At 69.4% G+C, this 16,900-nt stretch carries 15 protein-coding genes; 7 read left to right on the top strand and 8 right to left on the bottom strand.

All coding sequences use genetic code 11. The annotated features are described in order from the left end of the window. Positions 1 to 245: 245 nt before the first annotated feature. The 6 genes from ABS64_RS11055 to ABS64_RS11030 are packed head-to-tail and all read left to right on the top strand — an operon-like array spanning position 246 to position 7,265. Positions 246 to 1,760 carry an ABC transporter ATP-binding protein gene (locus ABS64_RS11055; RefSeq protein ID WP_005048130.1) on the top strand — a complete coding sequence of 505 codons (1,515 nt, stop codon included), beginning with the start codon at positions 246 to 248 and terminating at the stop codon, positions 1,758 to 1,760. After that, positions 1,757 to 3,091, top strand: a complete 1,335-nt coding sequence (locus tag ABS64_RS11050) for an ABC transporter permease (protein WP_292683573.1) — start codon at positions 1,757 to 1,759, stop codon at positions 3,089 to 3,091. Before ABS64_RS11055 ends, ABS64_RS11050 begins: the two co-directional genes overlap by 4 nt. Then, a complete protein-coding gene (locus ABS64_RS11045) occupies positions 3,088 to 4,383 on the top strand; it encodes an ABC transporter permease (RefSeq protein ID WP_061681828.1) in 1,296 nt (431 codons plus the stop codon). The genes ABS64_RS11050 and ABS64_RS11045 overlap by 4 nt, the downstream gene beginning before the upstream one ends. Before the next feature lie 8 nt (positions 4,384 to 4,391). Then, positions 4,392 to 4,793, top strand: a complete 402-nt coding sequence (locus ABS64_RS11040) for a cytidine deaminase (RefSeq protein ID WP_061681826.1) — start codon at positions 4,392 to 4,394, stop codon at positions 4,791 to 4,793. Then, complete coding sequence (locus ABS64_RS11035) at positions 4,790 to 6,109, top strand: thymidine phosphorylase (RefSeq protein ID WP_061681819.1); 1,320 nt, start codon at positions 4,790 to 4,792, stop codon at positions 6,107 to 6,109. Before ABS64_RS11040 ends, ABS64_RS11035 begins: the two co-directional genes overlap by 4 nt. A gap of 40 nt (positions 6,110 to 6,149) precedes the next feature. After that, on the top strand, positions 6,150 to 7,265 hold the full coding sequence (locus ABS64_RS11030) for an adenosine deaminase (protein WP_016463408.1): 1,116 nt from the start codon (positions 6,150 to 6,152) through the stop codon (positions 7,263 to 7,265). Between the two features lie 112 nt (positions 7,266 to 7,377). Here the strand turns inward: ABS64_RS11030 and ABS64_RS11025 are convergent, their stop codons facing one another. The 7 genes from ABS64_RS11025 to ABS64_RS10995 form a co-directional block, all read right to left on the bottom strand. Then, the gene (locus tag ABS64_RS11025) at positions 7,378 to 8,274 is read right to left on the bottom strand and encodes a hypothetical protein (protein ID WP_288120356.1); all 897 of its coding nucleotides are present in this window, start codon (positions 8,272 to 8,274) and stop codon (positions 7,378 to 7,380) included. Between the two features lie 253 nt (positions 8,275 to 8,527). Continuing rightward, positions 8,528 to 9,676, bottom strand: coding sequence for a mannitol-1-phosphate 5-dehydrogenase (locus ABS64_RS11020; RefSeq protein WP_036284466.1), 1,149 nt, complete (start codon positions 9,674 to 9,676; stop codon positions 8,528 to 8,530). Next, on the bottom strand, positions 9,676 to 10,113 hold the full coding sequence (locus ABS64_RS11015; RefSeq protein ID WP_005048150.1) for a PTS sugar transporter subunit IIA: 438 nt from the start codon (positions 10,111 to 10,113) through the stop codon (positions 9,676 to 9,678). Before ABS64_RS11015 ends, ABS64_RS11020 begins: the two co-directional genes overlap by 1 nt. Before the next feature lie 129 nt (positions 10,114 to 10,242). Beyond that, positions 10,243 to 11,922, bottom strand: coding sequence for a PTS mannitol transporter subunit IICB (locus tag ABS64_RS11010; RefSeq protein WP_005048152.1), 1,680 nt, complete (start codon positions 11,920 to 11,922; stop codon positions 10,243 to 10,245). A 31-nt stretch (positions 11,923 to 11,953) separates the two neighbouring features. After that, on the bottom strand, positions 11,954 to 13,618 hold the full coding sequence (ptsP, locus tag ABS64_RS11005; RefSeq protein ID WP_292683565.1) for a phosphoenolpyruvate--protein phosphotransferase: 1,665 nt from the start codon (positions 13,616 to 13,618) through the stop codon (positions 11,954 to 11,956). A gap of 20 nt (positions 13,619 to 13,638) precedes the next feature. Then, positions 13,639 to 13,914 carry an HPr family phosphocarrier protein gene (locus ABS64_RS11000; RefSeq protein WP_292683563.1) on the bottom strand — a complete coding sequence of 92 codons (276 nt, stop codon included), beginning with the start codon at positions 13,912 to 13,914 and terminating at the stop codon, positions 13,639 to 13,641. Further along, positions 13,911 to 14,255: a PTS sugar transporter gene (locus ABS64_RS10995; RefSeq protein WP_005048160.1), complete on the bottom strand. Its 345-nt coding sequence runs from the start codon at positions 14,253 to 14,255 to the stop codon at positions 13,911 to 13,913. Before ABS64_RS10995 ends, ABS64_RS11000 begins: the two co-directional genes overlap by 4 nt. A 109-nt stretch (positions 14,256 to 14,364) precedes the next feature. Here ABS64_RS10995 and ABS64_RS10990 point away from each other — a divergent pair, with 109 nt between their 5' ends. After that, entirely contained in the window at positions 14,365 to 16,290 is a 1,926-nt protein-coding gene (locus ABS64_RS10990) for a PTS sugar transporter subunit IIA (protein WP_005048162.1), read from the top strand. 33 nt (positions 16,291 to 16,323) lie between these two features. Here the strand turns inward: ABS64_RS10990 and ABS64_RS10985 are convergent, their stop codons facing one another. After that, on the bottom strand, positions 16,324 to 16,890 hold the full coding sequence (locus tag ABS64_RS10985) for a GNAT family protein (protein WP_292683560.1): 567 nt from the start codon (positions 16,888 to 16,890) through the stop codon (positions 16,324 to 16,326). Positions 16,891 to 16,900 lie beyond the last annotated feature (10 nt).

Here is a 16,900-nt window from a genome sequence, read left to right as displayed (position 1 = left end):
GAACGAGGGCGTCGGCCTGTCGGGCTTCGGCTCGTTCGAGTCGCAGCTGCCGGCCGGCCTGACCGATGAGATCGCCGCGCTGCGCGACGCGATCATCGCCGGCGACCTGGTCGTGACCTCGCCCAGCTCGCCCAAGCGGTAAGCAGTCCCTACGGCGGTCGGCCGGATGCTCAGGTATCCGGTCGGCCGCCGTTCTCTGCCCGATCTCCATTGGGATCGGGTTCCCCCTCAATTAGGGTGCAGATATGAAGCTCGAGCTCCGCGGGATCACGAAGAGATTCGGCAGCCTCGTCGCCAACGACCACATCGATCTCGTGGTCGAATCCGGGGAGATCCACGCGCTCCTCGGCGAGAACGGCGCCGGCAAGTCCACGCTCATGAACGTGCTGTACGGCCTGTACCGCGCCGACGAGGGCGAGATCCTGCTCGACGACGTGCCGCAGCACTTCCGGGGCCCCGGCGATGCCATGGCCGCCGGGATCGGGATGGTCCACCAGCACTTCATGCTCATCCCCGTCTTCACCGTCGCCGAGAACGTCATGCTCGGCCACGAGGACACCAAGGCCTTCGGCCGCCTCGACCTCAACGCCGCCCGTGCGCACGTGCGCAGCGTCGCACAGCGCTTCGGCTTCGAGATCGACCCCGACGCCCTCGTCGGCGATCTGCCCGTCGGTGTGCAGCAGCGCGTCGAGATCATCAAGGCGCTCTCCCGTGACGCGAAGGTGCTCGTCTTCGACGAGCCGACGGCCGTGCTCACTCCGCAGGAGACCGACGAGCTGATGGCCATCATGCGCCAACTGCGCGATGAGGGCACCTCCATCGTCTTCATCACCCACAAGCTGCGTGAGGTCCGCGAAGTGGCGGACCGCATCACCGTCATCCGCCTCGGCACCGTGGTCGGCGAGGCCTCGCCGACGGCGACGAACGCCGAGCTGGCCTCCCTCATGGTGGGACGTGCCGTCGAGCTGACCGTGCACAAGGAGGCGCCGCGGACGCGTGAGGGCGGACTCAGCGTGCGCGGGCTGCGCGTGCTCACGGCGGCCGGTGCGATCGTCGTGGACGACGTCGACCTCGAGGTGCGTCCCGGTGAGGTGCTCGCCGTCGCCGGTGTCCAGGGCAATGGGCAGACCGAGCTCGTCGAGGCGATCGTCGGGCTGGCCGCCCGCGTCGAGGGCTCCATCAGCCTCGACGGCACCGAGCTCGTCGGCAAGAACGTGCGCGCGATCCTCGACGAAGGCGTCGGGTTCGTCCCCGAAGACCGCAAGGAGGACGGCCTCGTCGGCGGGTTCTCGGTCGCCGAGAACCTCATCCTGGACCGCGCCGCGGAGTCGGCCTTCGCCGCCGCGGGCACGCTGCGTCGGGGCGCGATCGACGCCTTCGCCCGCGACCGCATCCGGGAGTACGACATCCGCACGCAGGGGCCGGACACCCTCGCCGGCACACTCTCGGGCGGAAACCAGCAGAAGGTTGTCATCGCCCGTGAGATGAGCCGCGAGCTCCGCCTGCTCGTCGTCGCCCAGCCGACCCGCGGTGTCGACGTCGGGTCGATCGAGTTCATCCACCGTCGCATCATCGAGACGCGCGATTCCGGTATCCCCGTCATCGTCGTCTCCACCGAGCTGGACGAGGTCAGCGCGCTCGCCGACCGCATCGCCGTGATGTATCGCGGCACGATCGTCGGCGTCGTCCCCGGCGACACGCCCCGCGACACCCTCGGTCTCATGATGGCCGGAGCCCACGACCCGGAGGTGGCCGCATGAGCGGATCGACGCCCACGAACGACGGCGCGGCGGGTGTGCCGCTCGGCGAGGCCGAGCTGCCCCGCGCGAGCGGGCCGCTGACCGGCGAGCCCGCACCCCGCGAGGGCGAGGAGTTCCCGCCGACGCGGTCGGGAGTCTTCCTCAAGGAGCTGCTGCGCGGCAGTGCGGTGACGACCTTCCTGGCCATCGTGCTCGCCATGATCGTCGGCGGCATCCTCATCGCCGTGACCAACAAGGACGTGCAGGCGGCATCCTCCTACTTCTTCGCGCGGCCCGGTGACACCCTCGTCGCGATCTGGCAGGCCGTCTACAACGGCTACGAGGCGCTCTTCCGGGGTGCCGTGTTCAACGCCCGCGGCGCCGACTTCGCGGCGCAGATCCGCCCGCTGACCAACTCGCTCGGGTTCGCGACGCCGCTCATCGCGGCCGGCCTTGGCGTCGCGCTCGCCTTCCGTGCGGGACTGTTCAACATCGGCGCCCGCGGTCAGATGCTCGTCGGCGCGATCTTCGCCGGCCTGTTCGCGTTCAACCTCGATCTGCCGATGTGGCTGCACCTTCCCCTCACTCTGCTCGCCGGCATCGTCGGCGGTGCGCTCTGGGGCGGGCTGGTGGGCCTGCTGAAGGCCAAGACCGGGGCGCACGAGGTGATCCTCACGATCATGCTCAACTACGTCGCGTTCTACCTCCTGCTGTGGATGACGCGCACGCCCGGGCTGCTCCAGGCCCCGGGTACCAACCAGCCGCAGACGAAGCCCACGCCCGCCTCCGCGCAGTTCCCCGACCTCCTCGGCCCGCTCTTCCCGCAGCTGGACTGGGGCTTCGTCGTGGTGCTCGCGGCCACCGTGTTCGTCTGGTGGCTCATTGAGCGGTCGAGCCTCGGCCTGCGGCTGCGCGCCGTCGGCGAGAACCCGCGAGCCGCGCGGGCCGCGGGCATGAGCGTGGACCGCCTCTACATCTACGCGATGCTCTTCGCGGGCGGCCTGGCGGGCCTCGCCGCCATGAACCAGATCCAGGGCACCGTCACGACGGGCTTCGGCGCGACGATCGACGCCGGCATCGGCTTCGATGCGATCACCGTCGCCCTCCTCGGTCGTAGCCGCGCGTGGGGGACCCTGGCTGCCGGCATCCTCTTCGGTGCGCTCAAGGCGGGATCGTTCTCGATGCAGGCACAGGGCATCCCCGTGGACATCGTGCTCGTCGTGCAGTCGTTGATCGTACTGTTCATCGCGGCGCCGCCGCTCCTGCGCGCCGTGTTCTTCCTCCCCAAGACCGACGCCGAGAAGGCGGCCAATGCGCGAGCGAAGGCCGCGAAGAAGGCGGTGGCCGCATGAGCGCCTCGACACCGGCAGCCCAGATCGAGCAGAGTGACGGCACCATCCAGCTGGTCGTCGTCCGGGAGCGGCACTTCAAGGCGCCGATCGTTCTCGCGGTCATCCTCGTGCTGCTGGCCGCCCTCTTCGGCCTGGCACCGCGCGTCGGTGTCTCGACCTTCCGTCTCGGCGATCCGTCGCAGTCCTTCGGTCTGCCCGACGTGGGCGTCCCCACCGCGCCGACCGCCTGGACGCTGTGGGCCGTGCTGGTCGTGCTCACCGCCGGCGCGGCGTGGCGGGCGTGGACGTACCGTCGTCCGTCCCTCTGGCTGACGATCGCGTTCGGCGTTCTCGGCGTCGTGGCGTTCCTGGTGTGGGCCGCTGCCGACGGGTTCGTGCCCGTCTCGAGCCTGCTGTTCGGCGCCGTATCGCTGTCGGTGCCCCTCGTCTTCGGTGCGCTCGGCGGTGTGATCGGCGAACGCGTGGGCGTGGTCAACGTCGCGATCGAAGGACAGCTGCTGCTCGGTGCGTTCTCGGCCGCCGTGCTCTCCAGCATCACGCACAACCCGTTCATCGGGCTGCTCGGCGCCATGGTCGGCGGTGTCCTCGTCTCGTTCGTGCTCGCAGCCTTCGCGCTCAAGTACCTCGTCGACCAGGTCATCGTCGGTGTCGTGCTGAACGTCCTCGTGACCGGTCTGACCGGCTTCCTGTACGGTGCGCTCCTGGCTCCCAACGAGCAGCAGCTCAACACCCCGGAGCGCTTCGGCCGTATCCAGATCCCCGTGCTGAGCGAGATCCCGATCATCGGACCGGTGCTGTTCAACCAGACCTTCATCGTGTACCTCATGTTCGTGACGGTTCCGCTCGTGGCCTGGGGCCTCTACCGCACGCGGTGGGGCCTGCGCCTGCGCGCCGTCGGCGAACACCCGCAGGCGGCCGACACGGTCGGCATCAAGGTGAACACGTCCCGGTTCTGGAACGTCTCGCTGGCCGGCGCGATCGCCGGCATCGGCGGAGCGTACTTCACGCTCGTCTCGGTGCCGCAGTTCGGCAAGGACATGACCGCGGGGCTCGGCTTCATCGCCCTCGCGGCCGTCATCTTCGGTCGCTGGGACCCGATCCGCGCGACTCTCGCCGCCCTGCTGTTCGGCTTCGCGACCAACCTGCAGAACCTGCTGACGATCCTGAAGACGCCGATCCCCAGCGAGTTCATGCTCATGCTCCCGTACGTCGTGACGATCCTCGCGGTCGCCGGCTTCGCCGGCCAGATCCGCGGGCCCGCGGCATCCGGCAAGCCCTATATCAAGGAGTGACCTCTTTCATGACCGACATCGACTGGGACGAGCTGCGCGCCGTCGCCACCGAGGCCATGCACCGCGCGTATGCGCCCTACTCCCGCTATCAGGTGGGTGCCGCGGCGCTGGTCAGCGATGGACGTATCGTGTCGGGCTGCAACGTCGAGAACGCCTCCTACGGCGTCGGGCTCTGCGCCGAATGTGCCCTCGTGGGCGATCTGCACATGTCCGGAGGCGGGCAGCTCGTCGCTTTCGTATGCGTCAACAAGGAGGGGCAGACGATCATGCCGTGCGGGCGCTGCCGTCAGCTGCTCAACGAGTTCGCCCTTCCGGGAATGCTGCTGGAGACCGTCTCCGGCATCCGCACGATCGATGAGGTGCTGCCCGATGCCTTCGGCCCGCGCGACCTCGAGGAGGTGTCGCGATGAGCGGCGGGACGCAGAACACGCCGGATGCCGCGGTCGAGCCCTTCGACGCGGTCGACGTCATCCGCACAAAGCGTGACCACGGCGCGGTGCCCGAAGACGCCCTGCGCTGGATGATCGACGCGTACACGCGCGAATACGTCGCCGACTCGCAGATGGCCGCGTTCGCGATGGCGGTGCTGCTCAACGGCATGAACCGCGACGAGATCCGTGTCATGACCGACGCGATGATCGCCTCGGGGGAGCGGATGAGCTTCGCCGGACTCGGCAAGCGCACCGTCGACAAGCACTCCACCGGCGGGGTCGGCGACAAGATCACGCTGCCGCTCGCGCCGCTCGTCGCGGCATTCGGCGTCGCGGTGCCGCAGCTGTCCGGCCGGGGCCTCGGTCACACCGGCGGCACGCTCGACAAGCTCGAGTCGATCCCGGGGTGGCGCGCCGCGCTCTCCAACGACGAGATGTTCGCGCAGTTGCGCGACGTCGGCGCCGTCATTTGCGCGGCCGGCTCGGGCCTGGCTCCGGCGGACAAGCGGCTGTACGCGCTGCGCGATGTCACCGGCACGGTCGAGGCCATCCCGCTGATCGCGTCGAGCATCATGTCGAAGAAGATCGCCGAAGGCACCGACGCGCTCGTTCTCGACGTCAAGTTCGGCTCCGGCGCATTCATGCGCGATGTCGACAAGGCGCGCGAGCTCGCCCGCACGATGGTCGCCCTGGGCACCGACTCGGGCGTCGCGACGACGGCGCTTCTCACCGACATGAACACCCCGCTCGGCCTCACCATCGGCAATGCCAACGAGGTGCGCGAGTCGGTCGAGGTGCTCGCCGGCGGCGGCCCGGCCGATATCGTCGAGCTGACCGTGGCTCTGGCGCGCGAGATGCTGGCCCTCGCCGGACAGCCCGACGCCGACGTCGAAGCCGCGCTGCGCGACGGGCGCGCCATGGACGCGTGGCGGGAGATGATCCGTGCTCAGGACGGCGATCCCGATGCGCCGCTGCCCACCCCCCGCGAGACGCACACCGTTGTCGCTGCCCGAAACGGTGTGCTGACGCGGATGGAGGCGCTCCCGTTCGGCATCGCCGCCTGGCGTCTGGGGGCGGGACGCGCGCGCGCCCAGGACCCCGTCATCCACGCCGCCGGCATTGACCTGCACGTCAAGCCCGGCGCATCCATCGTCGCCGGACAGCCGTTGTTCACCCTTCTGGCCGATGATGACAAGCGCTTCGAGCGCGCCCTCGACGCGCTCGAAGGCGCGTGGGAGATCGGAACGGATGCCCCGGCATCCACTCCGCTCGTCCTCGAGCGCATCACCGCCTGACCTTAAGCTCCACCCGCACAGCCCACCAGAAGGAAGCCCCATGGCCACCGACCCCTACGCCGACCCGAAGCTCGAGGGCGTCTCCATCCGCTCGCTTCCCAAGGTCTCGCTCCACGATCACCTCGACGGTGCGCTGCGGCCTCAGACGATCATCGAACTCGCCGACGAGATCGGCCTCGATGTCCCGACGACGGATGCCGGGGAGCTCGCCGACTGGTTCGAGGACCAGAGCGACTCGGGTTCGCTGGTGGAGTATCTGAAGACCTTCGATTTGACGACCGCCGTCATGCAGAGCGCCGAGGGCCTTCGCCGCGTCGCGAAGGAGTTCGTGGAGGACCTCGCCGCCGACGGCGTGATCTACGGCGAGGTGCGCTGGGCGCCGGAGCAGCACCTCGCGGGCGGGCTGTCGCTCGAGGAGGCCGTCGAGGCCGTGCAGGAGGGCATCGAGGAAGGCGAGGATGCCGTCGATCGCTCGGGTCGCGACATCCGCGTCGGCCAGCTCATCACAGCGATGCGTCACGCCGACCGCTCGCTCGAGATCGCCCAGCTCGCCGTCGCGTTCCGCGGTCGCGGCGCAGTCGGCTTCGACATCGCCGGAGCGGAGGACGGCTTCCCGCCGTCGCGTCACCGCGCCGCCTTCGACTATCTCGCCTCAGAGTTCTTCCCGGTGACGGTGCACGCGGGAGAGGCGGCCGGTCTCGACTCGATCCGCTCCGCGATCCTCGACGGCCGCGCCCTGCGCCTCGGCCACGGCGTGCGCATCGCGGAAGACCTCGAGGTCGTGCAGCAGCAGGGCGACGAAGTGCTGGTGACCTTCGGAGACCTGGCGCGGTGGGTACGCGACCGTGAGATCCCGCTCGAGCTCTCGCCCTCCTCGAACCTGCAGACCGGGGCGATCGCGGCGTGGGGCAAGAGCCTCGAGGATCATCCGTTCGACCTGCTGTACCAGCTCGGCTTCGCCGTGACGGTCAACGTCGACAACCGCACGATGAGCCGCACCTCGCTCACGCGCGAGCTCGCGCTGCTGGCCGAGACCTTCGACTACCGTCTCGAAGACCTGGAGGCGTTCCAGCTGAACGCGGCCGCAGGCGCCTTCTTGTCGGTGGAGGAGCGCGAGGAGCTCATCGAGCTCATCGGCGAGGGCTTCGACGCCTGACCCGCACCCCACGGCAGCCCCGTCACGTGCGCGCCTCGAGTACGGCGACCGTTCACAACTCCGGAGCTTCCGAGCATTTCCGGCCCGGTGGGCCACAGATCGGGCCGTCCGCTCACAGTTCTCCGGAGTTGTGAACTCGCACGGTGCGCGGCGTGGTGCGAGGGCCGCGGGCTACCGCCCGCCGGAGAACCTCGATCACCCATTCCGGACGGAAGAGGATGTCCTCGGCGAGCAGCCGCAGAGTCGTGAAGCCGAGTCCGATTGCGGCGGCATCCCTGCGGCGGTCTCGCTTGTGATCCCCCCACGACCCGTGGTGCGAGCGACTGTCGCACTCGATGACAAGCCAGCCGTCGACGAGGAGATCCACTCGGCCGACGCCGTCGATTCGAACCTGCAGGTCCACGTGGCATCCCAGACTGCGCAGCATGAGGCGGACGAGGGTCTCGGTACCCGCCTCCGCACGTTGGTCGAGAAGCGGCCGCAGGGATCGGTAGCGCCCGGGAACGTGCGCGAAGACGTCAGCGAGACCGTCTTCATCCACTGCCCCGAGATGCCACGCGCTGTCGAGCGTGGCGATCGCATCCCGCGGCCGCTGGCAGCGCACCGCTGCACATAGTGCTTCGCGGACAGGTACGAGCACATCATCGGCGGCGCTGGAGGTGGGACGCCAATGTCGCACGATCTCCGTCGACGCCTCCGGTCGCGGCGTGCGGGAGGCGTCCGGAGCGAGCTGGATGTGCAACCCCGCACGCTCCCGTACGAACACGCCGAGAAGTCGCAACAGTGAGACGCAGTCCAGGCGCCCGCCCCACTGCACCGCCGCGCACACCTGCGGATCGGTGTCCCGGGGCAGATAGTGATCGCGCCGCAGGCGCAGGAGCCGTCCGTCGCGCACCGCATCGGTGATCTGTCGGCCGGTGGCTCCCGCGGCGAGCAGGTGAGCACGCCGCAGAACAGCGGTCGGGACGTCGCTGGGCAGAACGAGACGGTCGGCAGAAGATCGGATCATGTCCAGAACTCTGACCGCGACGCCCGTCGGGCAGGGCTTTGTGTGCCGCGTCGGTGGACGACCGGGTTCAGCGGGGCGCGGGGGAGGAGGCGTCGCCGTTCACAACTCCGGAGATGCGCTCGCGACCGTCGGCCACAGCCCGGGCTGGGTGCGGTGTACCGAGGGATCTCCGGAGTTGTGAACGGTGGAAGGGGCCCCGGGCTCCGCGGCCGGAAGCCAGCGCGGTCCGCCGTCCCGGGGGCGCGGGAGCGGGTCAGAGCTCGGACTGACGCTGTCCGACGACGGCTTCGACCGCGGCGAACAGCGGGTGCGACGGCTCCAGACCCGTCACCGCGGCGGTGAAGGTGGCCGCGTCCTCGGCGCGCAGTCGTCGCTGCATCTCCACCGACTGCTCATCGTCGGGCTCGTCGAACTCCAGCGCCGCCCCGATCGCCTCGACCAGGGCGGTCGTGGACAGCCCCCGCTCGGCGGCGGCCGCGGCGGGGCCGATGAACCGCTCGTGTCGCGAGAGTTTGCGCAACGGCTGGCGCCCGACGCGGCCGACGGTGTCGGGCAGAGCCGGGTTGGCGAAGCGGCGCAGGATCGTCGCACGGTACTCGGCGAGCTCGGCAGCATCCCATCCGTGCACCGCGACCAGCAGTGCGGACGTCTCTTCGAGCGCGGCGGCCACGCGGGAGACGATGGACGGATCCGCCAGCGCGTCGGAGATCTTCTCGACGCCCGCGCGGGCCCCGAAGTAGGCGGTCGCGGCGTGACCGGTGTTCACCGTGAAGAGCTTGCGCTCGATATAGGGGGCGAGGTCGTCGACGAAGTGGGCGCCGGGGATGTGGGGCGGGGCGTCGGCGAAGGGGGGCCGTTCAATGGCCCATTCGAAGAAGGGTTCCACGGTGACGTCGATCCCCGCGCCTTCCGGCTGTGCGGGCACGATTCGGTCGACGGCGGTGTTGGCGAACACCGCCCGGTTGCTGATCGCGTCCCACGCGTCACCCGCCTGCTCGCGGATCTCGTCGCGGAGGGTGTCGGTCGCCCCGATCGCGTTCTCGCACGCCATGACCTGCAGCGGAGGCCGAGACGGGTCGCGCAGGGCCAAACCGGCCAGGATGTGCGGCGCGACGAAGCGCAGGATCGTCGGGCCGACCGCGGTGGTCACCACCTCGGCGGTGGCGATCTCGTCGATCAGCGCCTGCGGATCGGTGGCGCTGTTGATCGCGCGGAAGCCTGTCACGACCGTGTCGGTGCCGCCATCGCCGACCTCGTGGACGGTGTACTCCGAAGCCGCGTTGATGGCGTCGACCAAGGATGCCGCGACATCCGAGAACACCAGCTCGTAGCCGCCTTCGTGCAGCAGCAGCCCGACGAAGCCGCGACCGATGTTACCGGCGCCGAAGTGGACGGCCTTCATCAGCCGTTCACCGTCGACAGCAGTGCGAACAGGTCCTCTGCGGTGGTCGCCGCCTTCAGGCGTGCGACCTCCTCGTCTTCGGAGAACATCAGGGCGATCTGCGAGAGGATGTCCAGGTGCTCATCGCCCTTGCCGGCGATGCCGACGACGAAACTGACCTTCTCGCCGTCCCAGTCGACGCCGCCGTCATAGCGGACGAACGAGAGCGCCGAGTCGAGGATGGCATCCTTCGTCTCGTTGGTGCCGTGGGGGATCGCGAGCTCGTTGCCCATGTAGGTGGACACGGTCTGCTCGCGCTGGAGCATCGCGTCGTAGTAGGCGGAGGTGACGGCTCCGGCGGCTTCGAGGATGTCCGCGGCCTCACGCATGGCGTGCTCTTTCGTGACCGATCCGGAGTGGATCCGAACCTGATCGATCTTCAGTACATCGCGTGACATGTCGTCCTCGTCTCTGTGCGTAGCGTCGTCTCGGTCATCGTACGTCTGGGCGACGCTGTATCGGGTGAGAGCCGCGGGGGCGGGGCATCGCGCATCCCGTCCCCGCGGCGTCAGGGTGGGCCTGAGCGATCAGGCCTGGTTCTTGTGCTGCTGGACCACCAGATCCACGACCTCGTCGTACTTCGGCGAGTTCATGAAGTTGTCCACCGACACGTGAGTCGCGTTCGGCGTGCGCCCGCGTGCGCGGTCGGTGAGCTGCTGCTGGGTGATCACGAGGTCTTCGCTGCCGTCGAGGTTGGCGATCGCCTTGTTGGTGACCGAGACGTCGTCGATGCCCGCCTTCTTGATCTTGTTGCGCAGCACGCTCGCGCCCATCGCGGACGAGCCCATACCGGCGTCGCAGGCGAACACGATGTTCGTCACGCGTGCGGCGGGTACCACCGTTCCCGCGGCGACGGCGTCGGCGGCCCGGTCGGCCGACAGCGACGACTGGTCACCCTCGAGCCCGGCGTTCGCGGCCGCCCCGGCGCGGAGGCCGGCGAGGGCCTCGGAGCTCTTGCCCTTGTTCGCCTCGGTCTGGGCGATCGCCGCCTCGAACGATGCGCTGGAGTCCGCCTCTGCGGCCAGGTCACGCTTGCGGGACGCCCGCAGGATCACCGCGGTGATCAAGAACGTCACGGTGGCGGCGAGGATCACCGACAGATACACGACGAACAGGTTGCCGACGCCCGGGCCGATGGCCGCGGCAGTCACGGCGATGATGCTTCCGGGAGCTGCCGGGAAAGCGAGGCCGCCGCCCAGCAGCATGTTGGTCGTCACGCCGGTCGCGCCTCCCGCGATGAGGGCGAGGATCGTCATCGGCTTGCTCAGCGCGTACGGGAAGTAGATCTCGTGGATGCCGCCGAAGAACTGGATGATGATCGCGCCCGGAGCCGAAGCGCGAGCCGCACCGACGCCGAAGAAGGTGAAGGCGAGCAGAAGTCCGACGCCGGGGCCGGGGTTGGCCTCGATGAGGAAGAGGATCGACTTGCCCGCCTCGGTCGCCTGCTGGATGCCGAGGGGGGTGAACACGCCGTGGTTGATGGCGTTGTTGAGGAACAGCACCTTCGCCGGCTCGACGATGATCGACAGCAGCGGGAGCAGGTTGACGCTGACGAGCCAGCCCACGATGCCGCCGAGGAACGTCGAGATTCCCAGCATGATGGGGCCGAAGGCGAAGAAACCGACGATCGCCAAGATCATGCCCAGGATGCCGGCGGAGAAGTTGTTCACCAGCATTTCGAAGCCCGGCTTGATCTTGCCGTCCCAGAGCTTGTCCATCTGCTTGGTGATCCAGGCCGCCAGCGGGCCCATGATCATCGCGCCGAGGAACATGGGGATGTCGGTGCCGACGATGACACCCATGGTGGCGATCGTCGCCACCACGCCGCCGCGCTCGCCGTAGACCATGCGACCGCCGGTGTTGGCGATCAGCAGCGGCAACAGATAGGTGACCATCGGGCCGACGAGGCCGACGTAGGCCGCAAAGTTGCCCGCATCGCCGCTCGCCAGCGCCGTCATCGCGCCGTTCCAGCCGATGTCCGCCGCGTTTCCGCCGCCACCGATGATCTCCGCGACGGGAGACCAGTGCCACCCGAACGGGCTCTCCGCGCCGAAGAAGCCCTTCGTGATGAAGAGCATCGTGATGAAGCCCCAGGCGATAAAGGCCGCGATGTTCGGCATGATCATGCCGGACAGGAAGGTGCCGAACCTCTGCACGCCGACGCGTGCGCGGTTCACCCCCGTCGATGTCGTGGACGCCGTTGTCATTGTCTTCGTTCCCTTCGAATGTGCCGCGCCGTCAGCCGGCGAGGTTCTCAGCGGCGGCCTGAGCCGCCGATCGTGCGGATGCCGCGTCATCGGCGGCAAGAGCGGCCGCGGCGATGCGCTCGGCATCCTCGCGGGTGTACTGCAGAAGCGAGGCGCGCACGTCCGCGAGGGCCGTGGGAGCCATCGACAGCGTCGTCGCGCCGAGGCCCACGAGCACGACGGCCAGCAGCGGGTCGGCGGCGGCCTCGCCGCAGATGCCGACCGGCTTGCCGTTGGCCTTGCCGCCGGAGGCGGTCATCTTGATCAGCTCCAGGACCGCGGGGTGCCAGGGGTCCTGGTACGACGCCACCGAGCCGAGCAGGCGGTCGGCGGCGAGCGTGTACTGCGTGAGGTCGTTCGTGCCGATGGAGGCGAAGTCCGCGATCTGGAGGATGCGCTTCGCCTGGACCGCGGACGAGGGGACCTCGACCATGACGCCGGCGGTCTTGATGCCGTACTCCTTCGCGAGCGTCACGAAGTAGTCCGCTTCCTCGACGGTGGCGACCATCGGCGCCATGACCCAGAGGTCGGCCTCGGTCGCGGCGTCCGCGTTCGCGAGCGCGGTGAGCTGCTCGCGCAGGATGTCCTCGCTGGCGCGGAGGGCGCGCAGGCCCCGAAGGCCCAGGGCGGGGTTGTCTTCGTGCGCGTCGTTGAGGAAGGCGAGGGGCTTGTCCGCCCCGGCGTCGAGAGCGCGGACGACGACCTTCTTGCCGGGGAACGCCTTCAGCAGCTCGGTGTACGACGCGGTCTGCTCGTCGACGGTCGGTGCCTGCGTGGCCGACAGGAAGAGGAACTCGGTGCGGAACAGGCCGACGCCCTCGGCGCCCAGCTCGACCGCCTCGGCGGCGCCGCCCGGCTTGCCGAGGTTGGCCAGCAGCGGCACGGCGGAGCCGTCCTTCAGTGCACCCGGGGTGAGCGGGGCGGATGCCGCGGCGGCACGGTCGGCGGCGCGGTTGTGGGCCTGGGCGAGCTCGTCCTCGGTGGGGTCGACGGTCACGACACCCTTCGCGGCATCCACGATGACCGTCTGCCCGTCGGTGAGGTCCTTCGCGGCGGCGGCGCCGACGATGGCGACGATGGACTTCTCGCGCGCCAGGATCGCGGTGTGCGAGGTCGGCCCGCCGTCGGTCGTGATGAGCGCGAGCACCTGGTCGAGGTCGAGCAGGGCGGTGTCGGCGGGGGCGAGGTCCTTCGCGACGAGCACGAACGGGTGACCGGGGTCGGGCACGCCCGGGGCGGGCAGGCCGCGCAGGCGTGCGATGACGCGCTGGGCGACGTCGTCGAGGTCGGCGGCGCGCTCCCCGAGATAGCCGCCCATCGCGGCCAGGGTGTCGCGGAAACTCGCGAACGCCTCGTGTACGGCATACTCGCCGGTCTTGCCGGCGTTCACGCGCGTGGAGACCTCGGTGTCGAGTGTGGGGTCCTCGGCCATCATCGCCTGGGCCTCCAGGACGTCGCGGGCGAGACCTCCGGCCTTTGAGCCGCGCTCCTCGAGCTCACGGGCGACGGCGGAGACCGCCGCGCGCACGCGGGCCAGCTCCTCGTCGGGCGTCAGCGTGCTGGGTACGTCCGAGGGGGCGGGCAGCGGGTCGGCCATACGGGCCACGGGACCCTGGGCGACGCCCAGTCCGATACCCACTCCACGCAGTTCACTCATCTTCGGGTCTCTCTTTCGGTTCAGTTGTCGTCGTGGTCGGTCGTGAGCAGCTCGGCGAGTACGTCGAGCACGGCGTTGGCGTTCTCGCCTTCCGCGGTGAGGGTGACGTAGTCGCCCTTCTCCGCTCCGAGGGAGATGACGCCCAGGATGCTGGCGGCGTTGACCGGTGCACCCGCGCCTTTGGAGATCGTGACCTCCAGGCCGGAGTCTTTCACGCCCTGGGCGAAGAGCTTCGCGGGGCGGGCGTGCAATCCGTTGGACGATCCGATGCGGATCGTGCGGGACACAAAGCTCATGCGGGGTTCCTCTCCGTCGAAGCGGGCATGTCGGGGTCTGTCCTCAGGGTCTCGTCGATCAGCGCGAGGGTGCGCGTGCCGTGGAGATCGCTGTAGATGTCGGGCGGAAGGAGGATCACGCGTACGAGACGCGGCGCCGCTTCGCGACGGATGCGATCCAGGCTGCTCTGCAGGTGGGGACCCACGAGCACCACGTCTGCGGCATCGATGTCGATCGGGAGCGACTGCTCGGTGCCGGCGACGGCACTGAGCTCACGCTCGGCCGCCTGCGCCGCGTGACGAACACGCTGCGCGACGAACGTGCTCGACGCTCCCGCGCCGCACACAACGAGGATCCTCATCGATCCGCCTCCTTCTCCGCCATTCTTGTGAAAGCGCTGGGAGGCGACAACCACACCTGTTTCCGCGGGGGCGGAAACACCCCGCGATGGGCGTGGTTGACTGGTGGATATGAGCAGAGCGCGCCAGGACCGGGTCATCGCTCTGCTCGCGCGCGAGGATGACTGGCTTACCGCCGCCGAGCTCGCCGACATCGTCGGAGTGACGCCGCGCAGCATCCGCAGCTACGTCACCGCGCTCAACGCCCGCGTGCCGCGGGGCGTCGTCGTGGAGTCCGGTCCGCTCGGATATCGCGCGGGTGCGGATGCGCCCGCAGCGCTGCGCGCCGGAGCGGATGCCGCGACGCCGCGGGAGCGCGTGCACCGGCTCGTGCGTCGACTGCTTTCGGGCCGCGAGGGCATCGACGTCTTCGAGACCGCCGAGGACTTCCACGTCAGTCCGGCGACCCTCGAAGGAGACCTGGGCCGGGTCCGTGCGCTGCTGGGCGACACCGAGCTCACGCTGGAGCGCAGCGGATCGCGCGCGCGGCTGAAGGGCACGGAGATGGCACAGCGTCGCCTGCTGAGCCGGCTTGCCCACGACGAGACGGACGACGGCGCGTTCGACCTCGATGCCCTCCGGCGCAGCCTCGGCGCGGGATCGATCGGCGAAGCGGTCTTCGGCCCGTTCAAAGCCGATCTGGTTTCGGGTCTGCGCGAGCTCGGCTACTTCGTCAACGAGTTCGGTATCGGCGATGTGATGATGCACGTCGCCATCACCGCCGACCGCGTCGCCCACGACCGTGCGCTGGAGACGACGGCGCTGGAGAGCACGACGCCCGCTCAGGAGCAGGTGGGGACGCTGCTGGACACGCTCTGTGAGCGCCATCTGGGGGTTCGCCTGGGGGCGGGCGACCGGCGCCACCTCTCCGCGCTCGTCCTCGGCCGCGTCGTCGCGCCCGGTCCCGGTGAGGCCGCGTCGGTGACACGAGCGGGTCTGCAGCCCGAGGTCGAGGCGGCGGTGCGCGACGTCGTGCACCGTGCGGCATCCGAGTTCCTCGTCGACATCGAGCACGAGGATTTCGTGCTGCGTCTCGCCCTCCACGTGCAGAACCTGCGGCTGCGCGCACAGGAGCAGGCGTGGTCGCGCAACCCCCTCACCCGCTCGCTGAAGGCGACCTACCCGATGATCTTCGAGGTCGCGGTGTTCATCGCCGACGGGCTACGGGGGCTTCTCGGCATCCCGCTCCTGGACGACGAGATCGCCTACATCGCGATGCACGTCGGGGGTCAGTTGGAACGGAGCCGTCACGCCGGCACGGTGTTGACCGCGACGATCGTGTGCCCCGGGTACTACGAACTGCATGAACTGCTGCGATCGAGCGTGGACCGCTCGCTCGGACAGGCGGTCGACGTCGTCGGCGTCGACACACGGGCCGACCCCGACTGGCGGGCGATCGAGACCGATCTGATCCTCACGACGATCGACCCGCCCTTCACCGGTGACGGCATCGTGCGCATCCAGCCCTTCCTCACGGAGAGCGACATCGAGCGGGTGCAGGCGGCGGCCGGACGCGTGCGCCGTGCGCGCCGCTTGGCGCGACTGCGCGATGAGCTCGGCCGCTACTTCTCCGCCGACGCCTTCATCGGGCGCGTTGCCGCGGATGCCGACGAGGAGAGCGTCATCCGCGACCTCGGAGCCCGACTCGTCGCGCTGGGCGTCATCGATGAGGGGTACGTCCAGCGCACGCTCGAGCGCGAACGGCTGTCATCGACCGCCTTCACCGACGCGCTCGCGGTGCCCCACGCGATCGGGATGACCGCGGCGCGCACGGCGATCGCCGTGGGCATCGCCGACCCGTCCATGGCCTGGGGCGAAGGGCGCGTGCAGGTGATCGCGATGGTGGCCTTCTCCGAGAGCGATCGCGAAGCGTTCCAGACGGTGTTCGAGCAGCTGGTCGAAGTGTTCAGCGAACGCGACAGCGTGCAGCGGATCGTCCGCCGCGGCACGTCTTTCGGACCCTTCCTCGACGAACTCGTGGCCGTCGTCGACGGCTGAGGCAACCGGAGCCACGCCGCACACGGTATCCGCTCAGCGCAGCCGGGCCCGCAGGCCCTGCTTCACCGTCGGCCACTCGTGCGGGAGGATCGAGTACACGACGGTGTCGCGCAGCGTGCCGTCGGGGCCGACCCGATGGTTGCGGAGCACGCCGTCCTGCTTTGCGCCGAGGCGCTCGATCGCTGCCCGCGACTGACGGTTGTGCCAGTGCGTGCAGAACTGCACGGCGATCACGTGGCACTGCTCGAACGCGTGCTCCAGCAGCAGGAGCTTGGCGGCCGTGTTCACACCGGTGCGCTGCACCGTCGGCGACAACCACGTGTAGCCGATCTCCACCCGCGGACTGTCCAGGTCGATGGTGCAGAACGTCGTCATCCCCACGGCCACGCCGCCGACCACGACGGCGAACGGGTTCATGCGCCCGGCGTCGCGTTCGGCGAGCCGGTGGGTGACGTCCGCGCTCGCGTCCGAGGGGACGGAGGTGTACCAGGCGTATTCCAGCCCCTCGCGGGCACGCTGGAGCTCGGCCGCGTGATCGGCCCGCAGCGGTTCGAGTCGGACACGCTCGTTCTCGAGGACGACAGGCTCGGTCAGCAGCACGCGCTGAACC

The organism is Microbacterium sp. SCN 69-37, from assembly GCF_001724435.1.
Taxonomy (GTDB): Bacteria; Actinomycetota; Actinomycetes; order Actinomycetales; family Microbacteriaceae; genus Microbacterium; species Microbacterium laevaniformans.
The sequence above is the reverse complement of the archived record's forward strand: the minus strand, read 5'-3'. Positions and strand labels throughout refer to the sequence as shown.